The 19,895-nt window shown below is 71.9% G+C and carries 15 protein-coding genes; 3 read left to right on the top strand and 12 right to left on the bottom strand.

The features are described from left to right. Positions 1–6: 6 nt before the first annotated feature. Together ACIBI9_RS39370 and ACIBI9_RS39365 are read right to left on the bottom strand one after the other, a co-directional pair. A complete protein-coding gene (locus ACIBI9_RS39370; RefSeq protein ID WP_397230075.1) occupies positions 7–3,159 on the bottom strand; it encodes a CARDB domain-containing protein in 3,153 nt (1,050 codons plus the stop codon). Between the two features lie 136 nt (positions 3,160–3,295). After that, entirely contained in the window at positions 3,296–4,309 is a 1,014-nt protein-coding gene (locus ACIBI9_RS39365; RefSeq protein WP_397230073.1) for a zinc-binding dehydrogenase, read from the bottom strand. A 233-nt stretch (positions 4,310–4,542) separates the two neighbouring features. On the opposite strand from ACIBI9_RS39365, the gene ACIBI9_RS39360 reads away from it, so the two are divergent. After that, positions 4,543–5,226 carry an SDR family NAD(P)-dependent oxidoreductase gene (locus ACIBI9_RS39360; RefSeq protein ID WP_397230071.1) on the top strand — a complete coding sequence of 228 codons (684 nt, stop codon included), beginning with the start codon at positions 4,543–4,545 and terminating at the stop codon, positions 5,224–5,226. 7 nt (positions 5,227–5,233) lie between these two features. On the opposite strand, the gene ACIBI9_RS39355 is transcribed toward ACIBI9_RS39360, so the two are convergent. Together ACIBI9_RS39355 and ACIBI9_RS39350 are read right to left on the bottom strand one after the other, a co-directional pair. After that, positions 5,234–6,088, bottom strand: a complete 855-nt coding sequence (locus tag ACIBI9_RS39355; RefSeq protein WP_397230069.1) for an NmrA/HSCARG family protein — start codon at positions 6,086–6,088, stop codon at positions 5,234–5,236. 23 nt (positions 6,089–6,111) lie between these two features. Next, entirely contained in the window at positions 6,112–7,341 is a 1,230-nt protein-coding gene (locus ACIBI9_RS39350; RefSeq protein WP_397230067.1) for an MFS transporter, read from the bottom strand. A gap of 80 nt (positions 7,342–7,421) precedes the next feature. Here ACIBI9_RS39350 and ACIBI9_RS39345 point away from each other — a divergent pair, with 80 nt between their 5' ends. Further along, positions 7,422–8,321, top strand: a complete 900-nt coding sequence (locus ACIBI9_RS39345) for a LysR family transcriptional regulator (RefSeq protein WP_397230065.1) — start codon at positions 7,422–7,424, stop codon at positions 8,319–8,321. On the opposite strand, the gene ACIBI9_RS39340 is transcribed toward ACIBI9_RS39345, so the two are convergent. Next, positions 8,294–9,091, bottom strand: coding sequence for an aminotransferase class IV family protein (locus ACIBI9_RS39340; protein WP_397230063.1), 798 nt, complete (start codon positions 9,089–9,091; stop codon positions 8,294–8,296). The genes ACIBI9_RS39345 and ACIBI9_RS39340 overlap by 28 nt on opposite strands. 149 nt (positions 9,092–9,240) lie before the next feature. Between ACIBI9_RS39340 and ACIBI9_RS39335 the strand changes: the two genes are divergently transcribed. Then, complete coding sequence (locus ACIBI9_RS39335; RefSeq protein WP_397230061.1) at positions 9,241–10,083, top strand: helix-turn-helix transcriptional regulator; 843 nt, start codon at positions 9,241–9,243, stop codon at positions 10,081–10,083. Here ACIBI9_RS39335 and ACIBI9_RS39330 read toward each other — a convergent pair. Genes ACIBI9_RS39330 through ACIBI9_RS39300 form a run of 7 tightly spaced genes read right to left on the bottom strand, consistent with a single transcriptional unit; the run spans position 10,070 to position 19,886 of the window. After that, entirely contained in the window at positions 10,070–11,446 is a 1,377-nt protein-coding gene (locus tag ACIBI9_RS39330; protein ID WP_397230059.1) for an L-serine ammonia-lyase, read from the bottom strand. The two genes, ACIBI9_RS39335 and ACIBI9_RS39330, sit on opposite strands and share 14 nt — an antisense overlap. Further along, positions 11,443–11,982 carry a sarcosine oxidase subunit gamma gene (locus tag ACIBI9_RS39325; RefSeq protein WP_397230057.1) on the bottom strand — a complete coding sequence of 180 codons (540 nt, stop codon included), beginning with the start codon at positions 11,980–11,982 and terminating at the stop codon, positions 11,443–11,445. Before ACIBI9_RS39325 ends, ACIBI9_RS39330 begins: the two co-directional genes overlap by 4 nt. Next, entirely contained in the window at positions 11,975–14,749 is a 2,775-nt protein-coding gene (locus tag ACIBI9_RS39320) for a 2Fe-2S iron-sulfur cluster-binding protein (protein WP_397230055.1), read from the bottom strand. Before ACIBI9_RS39320 ends, ACIBI9_RS39325 begins: the two co-directional genes overlap by 8 nt. Further along, entirely contained in the window at positions 14,746–14,994 is a 249-nt protein-coding gene (locus tag ACIBI9_RS39315; protein WP_355372286.1) for a sarcosine oxidase subunit delta, read from the bottom strand. The genes ACIBI9_RS39320 and ACIBI9_RS39315 overlap by 4 nt, the downstream gene beginning before the upstream one ends. 10 nt (positions 14,995–15,004) lie before the next feature. After that, complete coding sequence (locus tag ACIBI9_RS39310; RefSeq protein ID WP_397230053.1) at positions 15,005–16,216, bottom strand: sarcosine oxidase subunit beta family protein; 1,212 nt, start codon at positions 16,214–16,216, stop codon at positions 15,005–15,007. Continuing rightward, positions 16,213–17,469 carry a serine hydroxymethyltransferase gene (glyA, locus tag ACIBI9_RS39305; RefSeq protein ID WP_397230051.1) on the bottom strand — a complete coding sequence of 419 codons (1,257 nt, stop codon included), beginning with the start codon at positions 17,467–17,469 and terminating at the stop codon, positions 16,213–16,215. Before glyA ends, ACIBI9_RS39310 begins: the two co-directional genes overlap by 4 nt. 14 nt (positions 17,470–17,483) lie before the next feature. Further along, positions 17,484–19,886 carry an FAD-dependent oxidoreductase gene (locus ACIBI9_RS39300; protein ID WP_397230049.1) on the bottom strand — a complete coding sequence of 801 codons (2,403 nt, stop codon included), beginning with the start codon at positions 19,884–19,886 and terminating at the stop codon, positions 17,484–17,486. Positions 19,887–19,895 lie beyond the last annotated feature (9 nt).

Below are 19,895 nucleotides of genomic sequence, written 5' to 3'. Positions count from 1 at the left end.
CCCGGCTCAGTAGCGTTCGCTGAGGTTGAGGTTGATCTCGGTCAGTACGGTCGTCGCCTTGGTGTACTTGAGCAGGTTTGCGAGGTCGTCCGGCAGCAGGAGCGTGGCCTGGGCGTGGCGGGCGGCCTGGCCCACCGACTTCAGCTCCAGCGCGGCGGCGACCAGCGAGGAGATCTTCGTCGCCGCGTTGATCCGCCGGTCGGCGAGGTTGAGGTAGGTCGTCAGCAGCTGGGCCCGCAGGAGATCCGGCTGACTGATCGAGAGGGCGAAGACGGCGTTCACCTCGGCCCGGGTGAGGGCGCCGTCCGGGGCCGAGCCGTCGGCGCCGTCGAAGCGGGAGTCGGTCGCCTGGATCCGGGCCAGCAGTTCGGCGCTCTGCCGGTCGGGGTGCAGCTGCCAGGACAGCTGCGGCCACGGGTTACGGGTGGGCGCCACCTCGGTGACGCCGGTCGAGGCCGTCGCCGTCACCGGCTCGTAGACGCACCCGTTCCCGTTCCGGTACGAGACCGAGGCGGAGTCGGGCAGCTCGTCCCCGGCGACGAACAGCAGGCTGGGCCGGGCCGTGAACTGGACACCGGAGGTCGCGCCGCCCTCGATCGACCCGATCGACCAGGTGAGCGTGGTCGTGCCGTCCGGGTTGGCGGTCACCGACGAGGGCTTGGGCCCGGTGCCCTGGTCGAGCGCCCGGCTGTAGGCGACCTCGGCCGGGAGGGTGTCGGTGAGGGTCACATCGGTGGCGGTGCCGCTGCCCGTGTTGGTGACCTTCAGGTCGATCGTCATGGCCTCGCCCGCGTTGACCGTCCGCGGCGCGGTCTTGGCCAGGGTGAGCTTCGGGGCGTGCGCGGTGGTCTCGGCCTTGGCGGTGTTGTTGGCCGTGTTTGCCTCGGCTCCGCCGCCGGTGTCCTTGGCGGTCGCCGTGGCCGTGTTGGTCAGGACGGTCCCGTTGGCGGTGTCGCAGGGGATCGCGTAGGTGAACGTCTCGGTCGTGGACACTCCGGGGCCGAGGTAGGGCACCTGGCGCGTCTGGGCCGCGCCGCCGGGCGGGGTGTCGGTCAGGCCGATTGCCGTCGCCGCGCCGGTGCCGACGTTGTCGAGTTTCACCTGGTACGTGAGGGTGTCACCGGGTTCGGCGTCGCGCTTGTCGACGCTCTTGGTCGTGGCGACGTCGGGGTCGTACTGGTTGAAGAAGGAGATCTCCTGCCGCAGCACGGTGGCGAAGTCGAGCTCACTCTCCGGACCACTGCCGGTGCCGGTGCATGGCGCGCTCACCGGGTAGCTGCTGCAGGCCTGCCCCGTGCTGTCGGGTGAGTCGCCGACCCGGAACCTGATGGCCGCCCAGTCGTCGTGATCCTTGAGGGTGGTCTTGCCATCCATGCCGTTGATGTCCACGCTCACCGGGGTCGAGTCGATGATCGGGGCGCCGGTGCCCGGGGTGGCGCTGTCGTTCCAGTTGAGCGGTCCGTTGCCTATCCCCGCTCGCCAGGGCCGGACGGAGCTGCCCGGGTGGGCGAGGTTGTCGGTCGTCCAGAACGTGTAGTCGGCGCCGTCGCCTATCCCGTTGCTCTCCACGAGTGAGCTCTCGACCAGCGGGGGAAGCTTCCCGGTCGAATACCCGATGCGGGTCGCCCCGGTTTTCCAGGTCCCCGTGTCCGCGACGAGCAGGGGCGGCGGGCTGTTGGGGATGCCCGACTGGAAGAAGTAGTTCATGACGCTGAGGTAGTTGGGCTTGAAGTTGTCCTTGTTGGTGTCGCCGCCGTGGGCCAGGCCGAGCGCGTGCCCGAGCTCGTGCATGAGGGTGCCGGCCTGGTCCTGCACGGTGCCGACCTCGGCGTCGGCCCTGCCCGTTCCGATATCGAGCACCTGCAGGTCGGTGCGATGCGCGCTGGTGGTGTCGCAGGTGCGGTCGCCGCCCACCTGGATCGCTGTGCCGACCACCTTGTCGTCGCCCGCCGGCTTCGTCTGGAGGACGCCGTCGCCGCCGTAGTCGACGCCGAAGTCCGCCACGCATATGGTCCGCCACGAGCCGAGGGTGACGAGGAAGTCCTTGTTGTTGTCCCTCTGCGGTTCGCAGCACTCGCCTGAGGTCCCCAGAGAGGTCGAGTTCCCGTTCGCGCGGGTGATGATGAGGTCGTGCGCGAAGATCGCATAGTGCGCGTACAGGGACAGCTCGTGGCGGAGGTGGTCGTTGCGAGCGGAGACGAACTCGGTGTCGTTGACCAGCCCGATGGCCGGTTGTTCGCCGAGTTGCGCGCCCGGGATGTAGACGAAGTCGACCCCGTCAGGGCGTGCTCCGTACGGGCACGGATTCGCCGCTCGGACCGGAGCGTTCTTGAAGGCGTTCCTGACCAGGGTGATCGCCGCGTCCTTGGGCCGGTGGGAGTGCCTGGCGTCGGCCATGTAGTCGACCTGCAGGATGATCGTCTTACGGCACGGATCGGCGCCCAGCGCCGGCAGGTCGGCGAGGACCGCGCCGCTGCGGTCGCGTATCCCCGAGAGTTCGACGATATCCGGGATGCCGTCCTGGTCGGTGTCGGGAAGATCGGTGCTGACCGTGATGCCGAGCCTGGTCCTCCTGCCGTCGTTGTCCTTGGGGAAGCCGTGGTCGCCGTTGCCCTCGACGCAGCTCTGGCCCTTGAAGCCGCCGGTGGAATCGATGCACGGCGTGTTGAAGACGATGCCGTCCCCCGACAGGGACCGGGAGCGGAAGTCGTAGACGAGGTTCAGTTCGATGTCCTGGGGTTGAGGGCTGATGTCCATCCTGTCGTCATTGGTGTTGAGGCCGTCGTCCCAGTCCCACATGGCGACGGTGATGTCCACGGTCGGCTTGTCGCCGGGCAGGTCCGACTTGGTGAAAACCCAGCCGTTGGGCGCCTCGGGCAGGCCCTTGGGCGAGAACTCGTCGTCCTCGATCCGCGGGCCCACTTCGATAGGCCCGTCGGCGATCTGGACTTTCGGGTAGTAGTCCCCGTCTTTCAGGCCCCCGCCGTCCGGGTTCTCGATCTGAAAGAGATAGTCGATGGAGAAGGTCAGAGAGAGGTTCGGGGCCGGCGCCGCCGCGGCGGGCGTGGTCAGGGCCGGGATCGATGCGGCGAGCAGCGCGCCGATCGCCCCGAACGCGAGCCGCCGGCGCCACGCTCTCGCTCCATGTTTGAAGCTCACGGTCGTTTCCTCCAGAAGAGTTCGCCTTGCGGAGGATCGTCCGGCTTCTGGTCCCGCCCGCGCATGAGTAGCCCCTACTCAGGTTGGGGGCGCCTGCATCTCCCTCTGTGTCCGCCGGGGGCTCTCCGGGAGGACCTCATCGTCGCGGATCGATGTGGATCTTCGGGCCGGGTCCGGCGCCGACCGGGCGGCGGCCGGCCAGGACGTCGGCGGTTTCGGCCAGGCCGACCGTGGCGGCCACGAGCGGGCGGGCGTCGACCGAGCCGTCGGCGTAGGCGGCGATGGTCCCGGCCAGGCCGGCCGAGCCGCCCAGGATGCCGACGGCGGTGACGTCCTTGAGGAGCAGCGCGCGGCTGTCGAGGGTGCTCGGGGTGCCGGCCAGGCCGATGTAGACCACGCGCCCGGCCGGTTCGACGAGGTCGAGCGCGAGCGCGGGCAGCTCGGGCGCGTTGGAGGCGTCGATGACGGCGTCCCACCGCAGCTCCGGCAGCGACGGCCGGGTCCACGTGCCCGTGAAGCCCAGGGATCGGGCCAGCCGCAGCCCTTCGAGGTCGCGGCCCAGCAGGTGGACCTCGATCCCCTGGGAGCGGGCGAACAGCGCTGCCAGCAGGCCGATCGTGCCCGTGCCCAGGATCAGCAGCCGCTCGCCGGGCCGCAGGCCGGCGCCGTGGACGGCGCGCAGCGCGTTGCCGCCGGGCTCGACCAGCGCGCCCAGCGTGAGGTTCATGGTGTCCGGCAGCGCGTGCAGCGCCGTCGCCGGTACGGCGAGCCGCTCGGCCAGCGCTCCGGAGCGGCCGAGGCTGATGCCGATCTCCGACAGCTCGGCGCAGACGTGGTGGCGCCCGGCGCGGCACCGCTCACAGTGCCCGCAGCCGAGCATGGTGTCACCGGTGACGCGGCGGCCCAGCCAGCCGGTGTCCACGCCTTCACCCACGCCGGTGACGCGACCGCACCACTCGTGGCCGGGGCGCAGCGGGTACCACGACCGTCCGGTGTGCAGGTAGCTCATCTCGCCGGTGAACAGCTCCACGTCGGTGCCGCACACCCCGGCCCGCTCGACGTCCACGATCACCTGCCCGGGCGCGGCGACGGGCGGCTCGACCTCCTGGACCTCGGCCTTGCCCGGGCCGGTCAGGACCAGCGCGCGCACTACCGGGCCCCCACGGTCTGCGGGCACCGGGCGCTGACGTCGGCGTGGTGGACGGGTTGCTCGGCGCCGTGCGCGGATATCAGCTCGAACATGTTCCGAACGCTAGACCACTGTTCCGAAAAGTGGAAGTTCTGCTCGATGGGAGCTTCCTCCGGTAAGTGAGTATCGGCTAATCTCACAAACAACTTCCAGAAAATAAATTCCTGTTCCAATTATTGGAAGATTGGTTGATTATGGCGACGACCCGTACCGCCCTCATCACCGGAGGCGTCAGCGGCCTGGGCAAGGCCGCCGCCCTCCGTCTGGAGAAGGACGGCGTCTCGATCATCACCGTCGACATCGCCGACGGCGCCGACCTCGTCCTCGACGTCAGCGACGCCGCCGCCGTACAGGCCGCCGCCGTCGAGGTGGGGCCGGTCGACATCCTGGTCAACTCCGCCGGGATCGTCGGCCCCAACGCCCCCTTGTGGGAGATCCCGCTGGACGGCTGGCGGCGCACCTTCGAGGTGAACGTGCACGGCACCTTCAACACCTGCCGCGCCTTCGTCCCGGGCATGCGCGAGCGCGGCTGGGGACGCATCGTCAACATCGCCAGCATGGCCGGCAAGGACGGCAATCCGAACATGGCGCCGTACTCCGCCTCGAAGGCCGCCGTCATCGCGCTGACCAAGTCACTCGGCAAGGAGCTGGCCACCAGCGGCGTGCTGGCCAACGCCATCACCCCGGCCGTCATCGCCACTCCGATGAACGCCACCACCGGCCCCGAGGCGCTGGCCCACATCACCAGCCTCATCCCGATGGGCCGCATCGGCCGGCCCGAGGAGGTCGCCGAACTGATCGCCTGGCTCACCTCCGACAAGGTCAGCTTCTCCACCGGCGCCGTCTACGACATCAGCGGCGGCCGCGCCACCTACTGAGCGCCTCTTACCGGTTGTCGCTCAGCCACGCCTCGAGGGTCAGCAGGCCCGGGTACCGCGCGCGGAGCGCGGCGATGTCGGCCTGGTATCCCTTCTCGTCGAACCAGCCGAACATGTCCGCCACCTCCTCGGCCTGGGCCCGCAGCTCCTCGATCGGCTGCCGCTCGAAACGGGTCGGGACGCCGCCGACCTTGGTGAACACCTCGGCGATCCGCCGCACGGTCAGCTCGTCGCCGGCGATCTCGATCTTCCTACCGATGAACTCGGCCGGCTTGCCGAACGCGTCCGCGGCGATCCGGCCGATGTCGGCCAGCGCGATCATCTGCAGCGAGGTGTCCGCGTCCAGCGCGATCGAGGCGACCCGCTCACCGTTGTCCGCCTCCGGCACCATGTACGTCCAGTTCTCCATGAAGAACACCGGCCGCAGCACCGTCGCGGGCACGCCGATGGCCTCGATGTACGCCTCGATCTCCGCCTTGGTCTCGAAGTGCGCGACGCCCGACTCGCGCCCGACGGCCCCGACGGAGCTGTAGACCAGGTGCGCGACGCCCGCGGCCCGGGCGGCGTCCGCGACGTTCCTGCCCTGCCGCACCTCGGCTTCCGGGCGTGGGTCGGCCAGGTCGGCGGGCTGCACGCTGAAGACGCCGTACGCGCCCCGCGCCGCCGCGCGCAGCGACCCCGGGTCGTCGAGGTCGCCGGTGACCAGTTCCGCGCCGAGCGCCTGGAGGTCCTTGGCCCCCTGCCTGCCCGGGTCGCGGACGAGGGCGCGCACAGCCCAACCGTCGTGGAGCAGCCTGCGGGCAACGGCGCCACCCTGGCCGCCGGTCGCGCCGGTGACCAGGACAATCTTGTCGTTCGACACTGCGAGATCCTTCCCATGTGTCATCACGCGCCGGCCCTCGCCCGGCGTTCCAGCACCCACAGCACGAACATCCCGCAGCCCAGCAAGCCGCCCAGGACGCTGACCGCCGTCCAGCCGCCGCGCACCCACGCCACCGCGGCCAGCGCCGAGCCCGCGGCGCCGCCGGCGAAGAAGGCCGTCATCAACGCGGAGTTGAGGCGATTCCGGATCTCCGGGCGCAGCGCGTAGATGACGTTCTGGTTGCTGTTGAGCACCGCCTGGTGCGCCACGTTGAGGACGACCACCCCGGCGAGGAGCCACCAGAGCGAGCTCTCGCCCCCGCCGATCAGCAACCAGGACGCGGCCAGCGCGGCGCTGCCGATCGCGGTGACCCGCTGCACGTAGCCGCGGTCGGCCAGCCGCCCGGCCACCGTCGTCGCCACCGTGCCCACCGCTCCCACCAGCCCGAGCAGCCCGATGGCCGCCTCGGACCAGCCGTACCGCGGGCCGGCCAGCAGGAAGGTCACCGCCGTCCACAGCACGTTGAACGAGGCGAGCGACAGGGCGGCGATGCCGGCCCGCCACCGCAACACGGGCTCGTGGCGGAACAGCGCGATCGTCGAGCGCAGCAGCGCCGGGTACGACAGCCCGATCGGGGTGTGCAGAGGCGGCAGGAAGCGCCACAGCAGCACGGTCACCCCGGCGACGAGGACCGCGCTCACCCAGTAGACCGTCCGCCAGCCGCCGAGCTCGGCGAGCCCTCCCGAGACCGTACGGGACAACAACGCGCCCAGCATCAGCCCGCTCGTCACCGTGCCGATCACCCGGCCGCGCTGCCCCGGCGCCGCGAGCGTGGCGGCGTACGGGACCACGACCTGGGCCGCCACCGAGGCGAACGCGGTGAGCACGGTGCCGGCCAGCAGCAGGGCTCCGTTGGGCGCGGTCGCCGAGACCAGCAGGGACGCCGCGGTGGCCGCGTACAGCACGACGGCGAGCCTGCGGCGCTCCACCAGGTCGCCGAGCGGCACGAGCAGGATCAGCCCCAGCCCGTAGCCGACCTGCGCGGCCGTCACGATCAGCCCGGCCATCGTGGTGCTCAGCCGCAGCTCCCGGCCGAGGAGGTCCAGCAGCGGCTGGGCGAAGTAGTTGTTCGCAACCGAAAGCCCCGTGGCCGTGGCCATCAGGAGCAGCAGCCCGCGGCTCAGCGGCGGGCCGCCGTCCGGCGCCTCGGTCGCCTGGTGGTGCGCCGTACGGCGCGGAGTCGTGTTCGTCATGCCCTCTAGCGTCGGACCTGGACGATCAATGAGTCCAACGCATCTTTGTCACGCCAGCGATCGTGATCCACGATTGATCCGTGGAACTACAACAGATGCGCTATGTGGTCGCGGTGGCGGAGACGGCGAACTTCACCCGTGCCGCCGAGCGCTGCCGGGTCGTCCAGTCCGCGCTGAGCCACCAGATCGCCCGGCTGGAACGAGAGCTGGGCGCCCGGCTCTTCGAGCGCACCAGCCGCCGGGTCACGCTGACTCCCGCCGGCGAGGCGTTCCTGCCCGCCGCCCGGCAGGCCCTGGACGCCGCCGAGCGGGCTCGCGCCGAGGTGGCGGCGGCCTCCGGGGAGCTTCGCGGCCGGCTCGCCATCGGCGCCATCCCCACCGTCACGGCGGTCGACCTGCCGAGCGCGCTGAAGAGCTTTCACGTGCGCCATCCGCAGGTGCGGATCACGCTGCGCGTGGGGGCGAGTGACGAGCTGGCCGAACAGGTGCGGCAGGGCGCCCTGGACATCGCGTTCCTCGGGCTGCCGCCGAGCGTGCGGCCGAAGGACGTCCGGGGGCTCGTCCTGGCGCGGGGCGAGCTGGTCGCGGTGGTGGCGCCCGGCCACCCGCTGGCTGACGCCGCCGGCGTGGATCTGCGCCGGCTGGCGGACGAGGTGTTCGTCGACTTCCCCGCCGGCACGGCCGCACGCGCCCAGTCGGACGAGGCGTTCGCCGCCGCCGGCGTCAGCCGTGAGGTCGCCTTCGAGATCACGAACGCCGACCTCATGGCGCGGCTGGTCCGGCTGGGCCTGGGCATCGCCATGATGCCCGCCGCCTTCGTGCCCGAACTCCCCGGCGTGCACGTCGTCGAGCTCCGCGATCCGCCCACCCGGGTGGAGCACCTGATCTGGACCCGCCCGCGCCCCTCACCGGCCGCCGCCGCGTTCCTCGACGTCCTGAACATCCCCCGGGATCAGGGGGCGGTCAGCGGTTCGGCCTGATAGGCGCGGTGCAGCAACTGTACGAAGGGCTCCGCCTGCGGCAGGGGCACGGAGCCGATCCGGTGGACGGGCACGCCCGGCGTCCACGAGTTCATGACCACGGCCCCGGCCAGGGCGGGCAGGCCGGCGAGGGTGATCTCCTGGGCGCGCTGGGGGACGCCGAGGCGGTCGAGCTGCCGGCGGACGACGGCCATCGTGGTCCCGGTCAGCATGCCGGCCACGGGCCACACCACGGCGGTGCCGTCCCAGAAGGCCAGGTTCCAGATCGAGCCCTCGCTGAGCCGGCCGCGGCGGTCGACGAAGGCGGCGTCGTCGAACCCCTGGCCGGCGGCCTGGCGCAGGAAGTACGTCTTGGCCACCTCGCCGACGTGCTTCACGGCGGGCAGGACGCGTTCGTGCTCGACCGCCGCCAGCATCAGCGGGCCCGCCGGGCCGGAGGCGGCGGGCCCCGTACGGACCAGCACCTCGGGCTCCACCTCGGTCCCGGCCACGGTGAACTCGCCCGCCGGTGAATACACAGTGGCCGTCAGCGAGACGTCGGCCGGGCCGGCCCGCAGTGCCGCCCGCAGATAGGAGCGCACGTGATCGTCGGGCAGCGCCCGGCCGAACAACTCCACCGAGGCGCTCCGCAGCCGTTCAAGATGAAGGTCGAGGCCGCGGACCAGGCCGCCGCGCACCTGCATGGCGGTGAAATGCGCATAGCCCGCGAAGGCGAGCGGCACCAACTCCTCGGCGGTCACAGGCCGGCCGTTGCGCTGAGCTGCGAACATGGAAAGATCCCCCTTTAAGTGGCGGTCAGGGGAATCGAGCCTGCCGCAGCCCGGAGGGATCACCCAGCTCCTTGCTCTGCATACGACGGCTGGTCCTACTACTGACAGGGTCAGCCTTGTTTGTCGTCGTGTGCGTACTATCAGGGATTATGAGCGAGATCGGGGAGTTCCTACGCAGCCGGCGGGCACGGCTGAGGCCGGAGGACGTCGGGCTGCCGATCTTCAACCGGCACCGGCGCGTGCCGGGCCTGCGCCGCGAGGAGCTGGCCCAGCTCGCCGGCGTGTCCGTCGCCTACCTCACCCGGCTGGAGCAGGGCAAGGGCAACAACGTGTCGCCCGAGGTGATCGGGGCGATCACCCGCGCGCTGCGGCTGAGCGACACCGAGCACGACCACCTCACCCGCCTGGTCAAGTGCCAGGACCGCAAGAAGTACGCGCCGCCGCCGCGGCTGCAGCAGGTGCGCACCGCGCTCGGCCAGATGCTGGCCTCCCTGGAGGGGGTCCCGGCGTACGTGACGGGGCCCCGCTCGGACATCCTGGGCTGGAACCCGATGGCGGCGGCCCTGTTCGGCGACTGGGACCGGCTGCCGCCCCAGGAGCGCAACTGGGCACGCCTGGTGTTCCTCGATCCCGGCCATCGGCGGCTGTTCGCGGACTGGGAGACGAAGGCCGCCGACGTCGTCGGCGATCTGCGCCTGTACGCCGGCTGCTATCCCGACGATCCGCGGCTGCTGAAACTCGTGGGCGAGCTGTCGGTGAGGAGCGAGACGTTCCGCCACCTGTGGGCCGGGCACGACGTGAAGGAGAGCAACCACGGCACCCGGCGCCTGCGCCACCCGCTGGTGGGCGAGCTCACGCTCTCCTTCGAGTCGTTGCGGCTGCCCGACGACCCCGAGCAGTCCCTGACCGTCTACCACGCCCCGCCCGGCTCCGCCGCGGCGGAGAGCCTGCGCCTGCTGGCCGGCCGGGACGCGTCCGTCAGCACTCGATGACGTTGACGGCCAGGCCGCCCCGCGAGGTCTCCTTGTACTTGTCGAGCATGTCGCGGCCGGTGTCGCGCATGGTCTTGATGGCCTTGTCCAGCGAGACGAAGTGGCGGCCGTCGCCGCGCAGGGCGATGCGGGCGGCGGTGATCGCCTTGATGGAGGCCACCGCGTTGCGCTCGATGCACGGGATCTGGACCAGGCCACCGATCGGGTCGCAGGTCAGGCCCAGGTTGTGCTCGATGCCGATCTCGGCGGAGTTCTCCACCTGCTCCGGCGTGCCGCCCAGCACCTCGGTCAGCCCGGCCGAGGCCATCGAGCAGGCCGAACCCACCTCGCCCTGGCAGCCCACCTCGGCGCCCGAGATCGAGGCGTTCTCCTTGAACAGCACGCCGATGGCCGCCGCCGTCAGCAGGAAGCGCACCACGCCGTCGTCGTCGGCGCCGGGCACGAACCGCATGTAGTAGGTGAGCACCGCCGGGATGATGCCCGCGGCGCCGTTGGTGGGCGCGGTGACGATGCGACCCCCGGCGGCGTTCTCCTCGTTGACCGCCAGGGCGAACAGCGACACCCAGTCCATCGCGTGCAGCGGGTCCTTATCCGGCGCCTCCGCCAGCAGGCGCCGGTGCAGCCCGTGGGCGCGGCGGCGCACCCGGAGCCCGCCGGGCAGCACGCCCTCGGAGGCGATGCCGCGGCGGACACACTCGGTCATCACCCGCCACAGCTCCAGGATGCCCGCGCGGATCTCCTGCTCGGTGCGGCCGAAGGCCTTCTCGTTCTCCAGCATCAGCCCGGAGATCGACAGCCCGGTGTTGGAGCAGTGCTTGAGCAGCTCCTCAGCGGTCGTGAACGGGTACGGCAGGACCGTGTCGTCCGCCTTGATGCGGTCCGCCCCGGCGGCCGTCTCGTCGACGACGAAGCCGCCGCCGACCGAGAAGTACACCTTCTCCCGCAGCACCCCGCCGTCGGCCCCGAAGGCGGTGAAGCGCATGCCGTTGGGGTGCCCGGGCAGCGAGATCTTGCGTTCGAAGACCAGGTCCTCGCCGACCACGAACGGCACCGGGTGCGTGCCGGCCAGCGATACGGTGCCCGACTCCCGCATGGCGAGCAGCCGGGCGCCGACGGAGTCCACGTCGACCAGCTCCGGCTTCTCGCCGGACAGGCCGAGCAGCACGGCCTTGTCGCTGCCGTGTCCCTTGCCGGTCAGCCCGAGCGAGCCGTACAGGATCACCTCGACCCGGGCGACGGACTCCAGCAGCCCGTCCTGGCGCAGGCCCCGGACGAACCGGTGCGCGGCCGCCATTGGCCCGCCCGTGTGCGAACTGGACGGCCCGATGCCGATCTTGAACAGGTCGAAGACCCCGATGCTCACGACACGTACTCCGCCGCCGCGTCCAGCAGCCACTCCGCCAGGTAGGCGGCGAAGGACGAGCGCACCAGCACCAGGAACCCGTCCTCCTGCGGCACGAGCACGACCTGCGCCCGCGCCAGCATGGTCTGCGCGCACCGGCCCGGCCCGAACCCGCGCGGATGCAGGTCGAGCGCGCAGCCGTGGGCGAGCAGGTCGCGCGCCCTCGGCCCGCCCACGAACAGGGTGGTGCGCTGCGCCGAGACGTCCACGATCGAGCCGTGCCGCTCGCCGAGCTCCTTGCGCAGCAGCTCGGGCCGGTATCCGGGCGGGGCGATCACCAGCCACTCGTCCGGCCCCAGCCAGGCCACGGTGACCTCGCCGGAGGTCACCGCGGTGTTCGGCTCGACCGGCAGCGGGAGGCCGAGATCGGTCCCGGGGTCCACCCGCACGTTGACGTGGGTGAGGAAGGGGATCTCCCGCAGCGTCAACGCGCCGCTGCGCGAGGCCGCCTCGAAACGGCCGGCGAACGCCGCGGCCGGACTCCTGCGCTCAACCATCGCGACGCGCTCCTTCCGGGTCGTACAGGACGTGGGACGTGACGGTCACCGGCACCATGGCGTCGCCCACGGGCGCGTAGAGCCGCTCGCCGTGGCGCGACTGCCCGCCCTTGAGCAGGGCCAGCGCGAACGTACGGCCGAGCGCCGCGCTGCGGTAGCTGGAGGTGACGTGGCCCAGCATGGGCACCGGCGGCTCGGGCAGCTCGGCGGAGGCGACCAGGTGGGCGCCCTCCGGCAGCAGGAAGCCGTGGTCGTCCGGCAGCAGCCCGACGAGCTGCTTGCGGTCGGGACGCGAGGTGTCGGCCCTGGCGTAGGAGCGCTTGCCGACGAAGTCGGGCTTCTTCTTCGACACGACCCACGACATACCCAGATCCTGCGGCGTGACGGTGCCGTCGGTGTCCTGGCCGACGATCGGGTAGCCCTTCTCGGCCCGCAGCACGTGCATGGTCTCCGTGCCGTACGGCGTGACCAGTCCGGTGTCCATGATCGCGGTCCACAGGCGGAGCCCGTCCCAGGAGGTCACGTTGATCTCGTAGGCCAGCTCGCCGGAGAAGCTGATGCGGCACACCCGGGCGGGGATCCCCGCCACCTCGGCCTCGCGCCAGGTCATGAACGGGAAGTCGGCCGCCGAGACCGCCAGCTCGGGCGCCAGCGACGCGAGCACCTCGCGCGAGCGCGGCCCGACCAGCGCGACCGTCGCCCACTGCTCGGTCACCGAGGTGAGGTGGACCCGCAACGACGGCCACTCTGTCTGCAGCCACTCCTCCATCCAGTCCAGCACCGCCGCGGCGTTGCCGGTCGTGGTGGTGACCAGGAAGTGGTCGGGGGCCAGGCGGATGACGGTGCCGTCGTCGAAGACCATGCCGTCGGGCCGGCACATCACGCCGTACCGGATCGAGCCGACGGCCAGCGAGCTCATCAGGTTGGTGTAGAGCCTGTCGAGGAACTCGCCCGCGTCCGGGCCGATCACGTCGATCTTGCCGAGCGTGGAGGCGTCCATCGCCGCCACGTTCTCGCGCGCGGCCCGGCACTCGCGCAGCACGGCCGCCTCCATGTCCTCCAGGCCGTCCTCACCCGCGCGCGGGTAGTACCAGGGCCGCTGCCACTGCCCGACGTTCTCGAACAGCGCCCCGTGCTCGACGTGCCACTCGTGCAGCGCCGTCACCCTGACGGGGTCGTGCAGGGACCCGCGGTCGCGTCCGGCCAGCGCCGCGAAGCTCACCGGCGTGTACGGCGCCCGGTAGGAGGTGATCCCGACCTCGCCCACCGGCACGCCCAGCGCGTGGGCCACCACGGCCGAGGTCAGCAGCCCCGACGTCTTGCCCTGGTCGTGCGCGGTCCCGGCGGTGGTGTAGCGCTTGACGTGCTCGACCGAGCGCAGCCCCGCGCCGGTGGCGCGCAGCACGTCGGCCGCGGTCACGTCCCGCTGCAGGTCGACGAAGTGCCCGCCGAGGTCGTCCGCCGGCACCAGCCAGTACGGCGTCCCCCCGGGCCCCGGGGGCACCGGCTCGCCGTCCCCGGCGCCGTCGGCAGCACCGTCGATCAGGCAGCCCTCCAGCGTGAACACGCCCCTGGCGGCCCCGGCCACGCGGACCTTCTGCCGCGAGACCCCGGGCACCAGCGCGGCCAGGTGCTCGTCGTAGCGCAGCGTCCCGCCCGCCTGGCTGAACAGGTGCACCACCGGGTTCCACCCGCCGGACACCAGCACCAGGTCGGCCTCGATCTCGGTCCCGCCGGCCAGGACGGACGAGACCTCGCCCGCGCCCCTGGCGGCCTCGACCGCCTGCCCGGCCAGCACTTCGATGCCGCGCCGCCGGGCCTCGTCCAGCGGGCCGGGGGAGGGGCGCACGTCCACGATCGCGGCCACCTCCAGGCCCGCGTCCGCCAGGTCGAAGGCGGCCTCGTAGGCGCTGTCGTTCGTGGTGAAGACCACGGCCCGGCGCCCGGGCAGCACGCCGTACCTGACGGCGTACGTGCGCGCGGCCCCGGCCAGCATCACGCCGGGCAGGTCGTTGCCTGCGAAGGCGATGGGCCGCTCGTGCGCGCCGGTGGCCAGCACGACCCGGCCCGCCCGGATGCGCCAGACCCGCTGCCTGGCCACGTGGGCGGGGGCGGCCGCGCCGAGATGGTCGGTGCGGCGCTCGACGGCCATGAGGTAGTTGTCGTCGTAGTAGCCGAAGACCGTGGTGCGGCGCAGCACCGTGACGTCCGGCAGGCGCTCCAGGTCGGCCGCGACCGCCGCCGCCCACTCGTGGCCGCTGACGGGGCCCTCTCCGGTGGGCAACCGCTCGGTGGTGCCCAGCAGGCTGCCGCCCGGCCGGGGCTGCTCGTCGGCCAGGATCACCCGGGCGCCGTCCCTGGCCGCGGCCCTGGCGGCGGCCAGCCCCGCCGGGCCGGCGCCGACCACCAGCACGTCGCAGTGGGCGTGCACGGCGTCGTAGCGGGCCGGGTCGGGTTCGGCCGCCAGGCGGCCCCGGCCGGGCAGGCTGCTCGCCACGAGCCCGTCGTACAGCTCGACCACGGTGGCCGGCCGCATCGGCTCCGGGAAGGGGTGCTCGATCTGGACGACCGCGTTGGGCTCCTCGCTGCCCGCGGCGAAGACGCCGCGCGGGCGGCCCAGCTTGACGCTGGTCGCTGCCTGCCGTACGCCGTTGGCCAGCAGCGCGGAGGCCAGGGTGTCGCCGGGGTGACCGGTCAGCTCGCGGCCGTCGAAGCGGAAGCGCAGCGTGCCGCCGCGGTCGATCAGCCCGCCGGTGGACAGCCTCATCGGGCCTCCAGGATCTCGTTGGTGGCGGTGTCGCGGACCAGGTTGAACCAGCGGCGGCAGCCCGCCGAATGGCTCCACCGCTCGGCGAAGGGGCCCTTGGGGTTGTCGCGGAAGAACAGGTAGCGCGCCCACTCCTCGTCCGACAGCGCGGCCGGGTCGGCGGGGTAGGCGACGTGGGCCTGCCCGCCGTAGTGGAACTCGGCCTCGTCGCGAGGGCCGCACCAGGGGCATGGGATCTGCAGCATCGGCGGTTCCTCAGTGCGCGACCGCGGCGGCGCCGTGCTCGTCCACGAGCGCCCCGGTGGTGAATCGGTCAAGGGAGAAGGGGGCGTTGAGCGGGTGCGGCTCGTCGTTGGCCACCGTGTGCGCGAAGCACCAGCCCACGCCGGGCGTCGCCTTGAAGCCGCCGGTGCCCCAGCCGCAGTTGAGGTAGAGGTTCTCGACCGGGGTCAGGCCGACGATCGGCGAGGCGTCGGGCGAGACGTCCACCACGCCGCCCCAGGTACGCAGCACGTGCGCGCGGGCGAAGATCGGGAACAGCTCCAGCGCGGCGGCCATCTGCCGCTCGATGATGTGGAAGGCGCCGCGCTGCCGGTAGGAGTTGGCCGCGTCGATGCCGGCGCCCATGACCAGCTCGCCCTTGTGCGCCTGGCTGACGTAGACGTGCACCGCGTTGGACATGACGACCGTCGGGTGCACGGGCTCGAGCAGCTCGGACACCAGCGCCTGGAGCGGGTGGCTCTGCAGCGGCAGGTCGATGCCCGCGGTCTTGGCCACGACCGAGGTGTGGCCCGCCGCGCACAGCGCGACCCGGCCGGCCCCGATCGTGCCCCGGGTGGTCTCCACGCCGGTGACCCGGCCGTCGCTCACCCGCAGGCCGGTGACCTCGCAGTGCTCGATGAAGTCCACGCCGAGTGCCGCCGCGGCGCGGGCGTACCCCCAGGCCACGTGGTCGTGCTTGGCGATGCCGGCGCGGGGCTGGAAGGTGGCGCCGAGCACGGGGTAGCGCACGTCGGGCGAGATGTTCACGATCGGGCACACCTCGCGGACCTGCTCGGGGTCCAGCCACTCGGCGTCGACGCCGTTGAGCCGGTTGGCCTCGACGCGGCGCACGCTGTCGCGTACGTCCTGCAGGCTATGCGCGAGGTTGAGCACGCCGCGCTGGCTGAACAGCAGGTCGTAGCCGAGCTCCTCCTCCAGGCCCTCCCACAGCTTGAGCGCGTGCTCGTAGATGCCGGCGCTCTCGTCCCACAGGTAGTTGGAGCGGATGATCGTGGTGTTGCGCGCCATGTTCCCGCCGGCCAGCCACCCGCGCTCCAGGACCGCGATGTTCGTGATGCCGTGGTTCTTGGCCAGGTAGTAGGCGGTGGCCAGGCCGTGCCCGCCGGCTCCGACGATGACCACGTCGTAGGAGCGCCTGGGCTCGGCGGAGCCCCACAGCCACTCGGGGTGCTCGGGCAGGTTCATCGCGCCTCTCCGTACAGCGGGTGCTTGCCGGCCAGGACCTCGACCCTGTCGCGCAGGAACGACAGGTCGGCCTGCGGCGTCAGCGCGGTGGCGATGATGTCGGAGACCTCCGCGAAGTCGGCCGCCTCGAAGCCGCGTGTGGCCAGCGCCGGGGTGCCGATCCGCAGGCCCGAGGTGACCATGGGCGGTCGCGGGTCGAACGGCACGGCGTTGCGGTTGACCGTGATCCCGGCCGCGTGCAGCCGGTCCTCGGCCTGCTTGCCGTCCAGCTCGGACTCGCGCAGGTCGACCAGGACCAGGTGCACGTCGGTGCCGCCGGTCAGCACCTTCACGCCCGCGGCCGCCGCGTCGGGCGCCAGCAGCCGGTCGGCCAGGATGCGGGCGCCCTCCAGCGTGCGGTGCTGCCGCTCCCTGAACGCCTCTTCGGCGGCGATCTTGAAGGAGACCGCCTTGGCCGCGATCACGTGCTCCAGCGGGCCGCCCTGCTGGCCGGGGAAGACCGAGGAGTTGATCTTCTTGGCGAGCTCCTCGGTCGACAGGATCACCCCGCCGCGCGGGCCGCCGAGCGTCTTGTGCGTGGTCGTGGTCGTGATGTGCGCGTGCGGCACGGGGGAGGGGTGCAGCCCGGCGGCCACCAGCCCGGCGAAGTGCGCCATGTCCACCATCAGGTACGCGCCCACCTCGTCGGCGATCCGGCGGAAGGCCGCGAAGTCCAGGTGCCGCGGGTAGGCCGACCAGCCGGCGATGATGAGCCTGGGGCGGTGCTCGCGGGCCAGGCGCTCGACCTCGTCCATGTCCACCAGGTGGTCGCTCTCGCGCACGTGGTAGGCGACCACGTTGTACAGGCGGCCGGAGAAGTTGATGCGCATCCCGTGCGTCAGGTGGCCGCCGTGGGCCAGGTCGAGGCCGAGGATGGTGTCGCCGGGCTCCAGCAGCGCCGCCATCGCCGCGGCGTTGGCCTGGGCGCCGGAGTGCGGCTGCACGTTGGCCGCCTCGGCGCCGAACAGCGCCTTGATCCGGTCGATGGCGATCTGCTCGATCACGTCCACGTGCTCGCAGCCGCCGTAGTAGCGGCGGCCGGGGTAGCCCTCGGCGTACTTGTTGGTGAGCACCGAGCCCTGGGCCGCCATCACGGCGGCGGGCGCGAAGTTCTCCGAGGCGATCATCTCCAGCGTCGAGCGCTGCCTGGCCAGCTCGGCGCCGATCAGGGCGTGGACCTCGGGGTCCACCACGTACAGCGGGGTGTCGATCATATGAGGTCCTTTCCCTAACCGCGCAGCCGGGTCATCGCCGGGTCGAAGAGCGGCTCCTCGGCCACGACGGCCGGGACGCGCTGGTCGAAGTAGCCGATGTGCAGGGCCTGGCCGGGGCTCGCGAGCGAGGCGGGCAGCCAGGCGTAGGCGATGCCGCGGCCGACGGTGTAGCCGTAGGCGGCGCTGGTGACGTAGCCGACGGCCCGGTCGCCGTCGTGGACCGGCTCCTTGCCCATGACCACCTCGTCGGTCAGCAGGCAGGTGAGCTTCCTGCGGACCGACTCCTTGCGCTCCAGCAGCGCCCGGCGGCCGACGAAGTCGCCCTTGTCCAGCTTGACGGCGAAGCCGAGGCCGGCCTCGTACGGGTCGTGCTCGAAGGTCATGTCGGTGCCGAAGGAGCGGTAGCCCTTCTCCAGGCGCAGGCTGGTGAAGGCGCCGCGGCCGCCGGCCAGCACGCCGTGCTCCTGGCCCGCGGACCAGAGCGTGTCCCAGAGCTTGAGCCCCATGTCGGCGGTGGTGTAGATCTCCCAGCCGAGCTCGCCGACGTAGGACAGGCGCAGCATGGTGACGGGCACGTTGCCGATGAAGCCGCGGGCGCCGCGGAAGTACTTCAGCGCGGTCAGGTCGATGCCGGTCAGCGGCTGGACCAGGTCGCGGGCCCTCGGTCCCCACACGCCCAGGCAGCAGGTGCCGGCGGTGATGTCGCGGATGAACACGTCGGCCGGGCGGTGCCGCTCCAACCAGTCCAGGTCCAGGTTGCCGTTGGCGCCGAGCTGGAAGCGGTCGGGGCCGAGCCGGGCCACGGTGACGTCGCTGCGGATGCCGCCGTCGGTGTCGAGTAGCAGGCAGTACGTCACCGAGCCGACCGACTTGTACACGTCGCCGGTGGTGATCCGCTGCAGGAACGCCAGCGCGCCGGGGCCGCTGACCTCCAGCCGCTTGAGCGCGCTCATGTCGTACAGCGCGACCGCCTCGCGGGTCGCCTGGGCCTCGGCGCCGACGATCGGCGACCAGTACTGCGCGGCCCACGGGCCGGGCGTGGGGATGTCGCGCCCGTTCAGCAGCGGCGCGTTGGCGCCGTACCACTGCGGGCGCTCCCAGCCCGAGGCCTCCAGGAAGACGGCGTCCAGGTCCTGCTGGCGCGGGTGGAAGGGGCTCACCCGCAGCGGGCGCGGGTGCTCCATCGGCTGCAGCGGGTGGATGATGTCGTAGACCTCGACGTAGTTCTGGCAGCCGCGCTCGCGCACGTAGTCGGGCGCCAGCTGGTGCGGCTCGAACCGGTTGACGTCGCACTCGTGCAGGTCGAACGACGAGCAGTGGCCGTCGACCAGCCACTCGGCCATCGCCCGGCCGACGCCCGCGGAGTGGGTGACCCAGACCCCCTCGGCCACCCAGAACCCCTCGACGTCCCGGGACTGGCCCATCAGCGGCAGGTGGTCGGTGGTGAAGGAGAACAGCCCGTTGATGCCGGACTCGACCTCCGCCTTCTGCGTGTCGGGCAGCAGCGCCTGGGTCTCCTCCCAGGCCACGGCGAAGTCGTCAGGGGTGAAGGTGAGCACCGACGGCATCACCTCCGCCTCGTCCACCGAGAGGATCTCGTCGGCGGTGATCGGCATCGGCCGGTGGCCGTAGTAGCCGATGCCGAGCGTGTCGAAGCGCTCGCGGTAGTACAGGTCGGCGTCCTGGTGGCGGAGGATCGGCCGGGTGGCCTCCTCGGTCTGGCCGGCCAGCCCCGGCACCTGCCCGGTCCAGGCGAGCTGGTGGGCCAGCGGGGTGAGCGGCAGCTCCATGCCGGCCATGCGGGCCACCTTCGGGCCCCAGATCCCGGCGCAGCACACGACCACCTGGGCGGGCAGGTCGCCGTAGTCGGTCACCACCGCGCACACCTTGCCGTCCTGGGTCCTGATGTCGAGCACCTCGTGCCTGGGTAGCACCCGCACGCCGCGCTCCTTGGCCCTGGCCAGCTGGGCGTCGACCGCCTTGACCGCCTTGGCCAGCCCGTCCGTCGGGATGAAGAGCCCGCCGAGCACCTTGGCCTCGTCCAGCAGCGAGTGCTTGGCGACGCATTCCTGCGGCGTGAGCAGGTGGGCCTCGAGCCCCCACGCGACCGCCCAGCCGTGCCTGCGGTGCAGCTCGGCCAGCCGCTCCGGGCTGGTGGCCACCTCGAGCCCGCCGACCTGCAGGAAGCTGTCGAGCTCGACGAACTTCTCCGCGGTGTAGCGGGCCATCTCGGTCATCGTCTTCGACCCGTTGACCTGGAAGACCAGGCCGGGGGCGTGCGAGGAGGAGCCGCCGGTGGCGGGCACATCTCCCTGGTCGACGACGGTGACGTCGGTCCAGCCTCGGGCGGACAGCTCGTCGGCCAAGGCCGCGCCGACCACGCCCGCGCCGATGATGACCACGCTCGGGCCCGTCATAGCCACCTC

The organism is Nonomuraea sp. NPDC050451, assembly GCF_044458585.1.
This window is presented reverse-complemented; position numbering and strand designations above follow the sequence as displayed.

What these genes read in the sequence shown, in the direction of transcription:
- ACIBI9_RS39360 (WP_397230071.1), top strand. Translation starts at nt 4,543, where the DNA reads ATGGCGACGACCCGTACCGCCCTCATCACCGGAGGCGTCAGCGGCCTG.
- ACIBI9_RS39350 (WP_397230067.1), bottom strand. Translation starts at nt 7,341, where the DNA reads ATGACGAACACGACTCCGCGCCGTACGGCGCACCACCAGGCGACCGAG.
- ACIBI9_RS39340 (WP_397230063.1), bottom strand. Translation starts at nt 9,091, where the DNA reads ATGTTCGCAGCTCAGCGCAACGGCCGGCCTGTGACCGCCGAGGAGTTG.
- ACIBI9_RS39335 (WP_397230061.1), top strand. Translation starts at nt 9,241, where the DNA reads ATGAGCGAGATCGGGGAGTTCCTACGCAGCCGGCGGGCACGGCTGAGG.
- ACIBI9_RS39325 (WP_397230057.1), bottom strand. Translation starts at nt 11,982, where the DNA reads ATGGTTGAGCGCAGGAGTCCGGCCGCGGCGTTCGCCGGCCGTTTCGAG.
- ACIBI9_RS39320 (WP_397230055.1), bottom strand. Translation starts at nt 14,749, where the DNA reads ATGAGGCTGTCCACCGGCGGGCTGATCGACCGCGGCGGCACGCTGCGC.
- ACIBI9_RS39315 (WP_355372286.1), bottom strand. Translation starts at nt 14,994, where the DNA reads ATGCTGCAGATCCCATGCCCCTGGTGCGGCCCTCGCGACGAGGCCGAG.
- ACIBI9_RS39310 (WP_397230053.1), bottom strand. Translation starts at nt 16,216, where the DNA reads ATGAACCTGCCCGAGCACCCCGAGTGGCTGTGGGGCTCCGCCGAGCCC.
- glyA (WP_397230051.1), bottom strand. Translation starts at nt 17,469, where the DNA reads ATGATCGACACCCCGCTGTACGTGGTGGACCCCGAGGTCCACGCCCTG.
- ACIBI9_RS39300 (WP_397230049.1), bottom strand. Translation starts at nt 19,886, where the DNA reads ATGACGGGCCCGAGCGTGGTCATCATCGGCGCGGGCGTGGTCGGCGCG.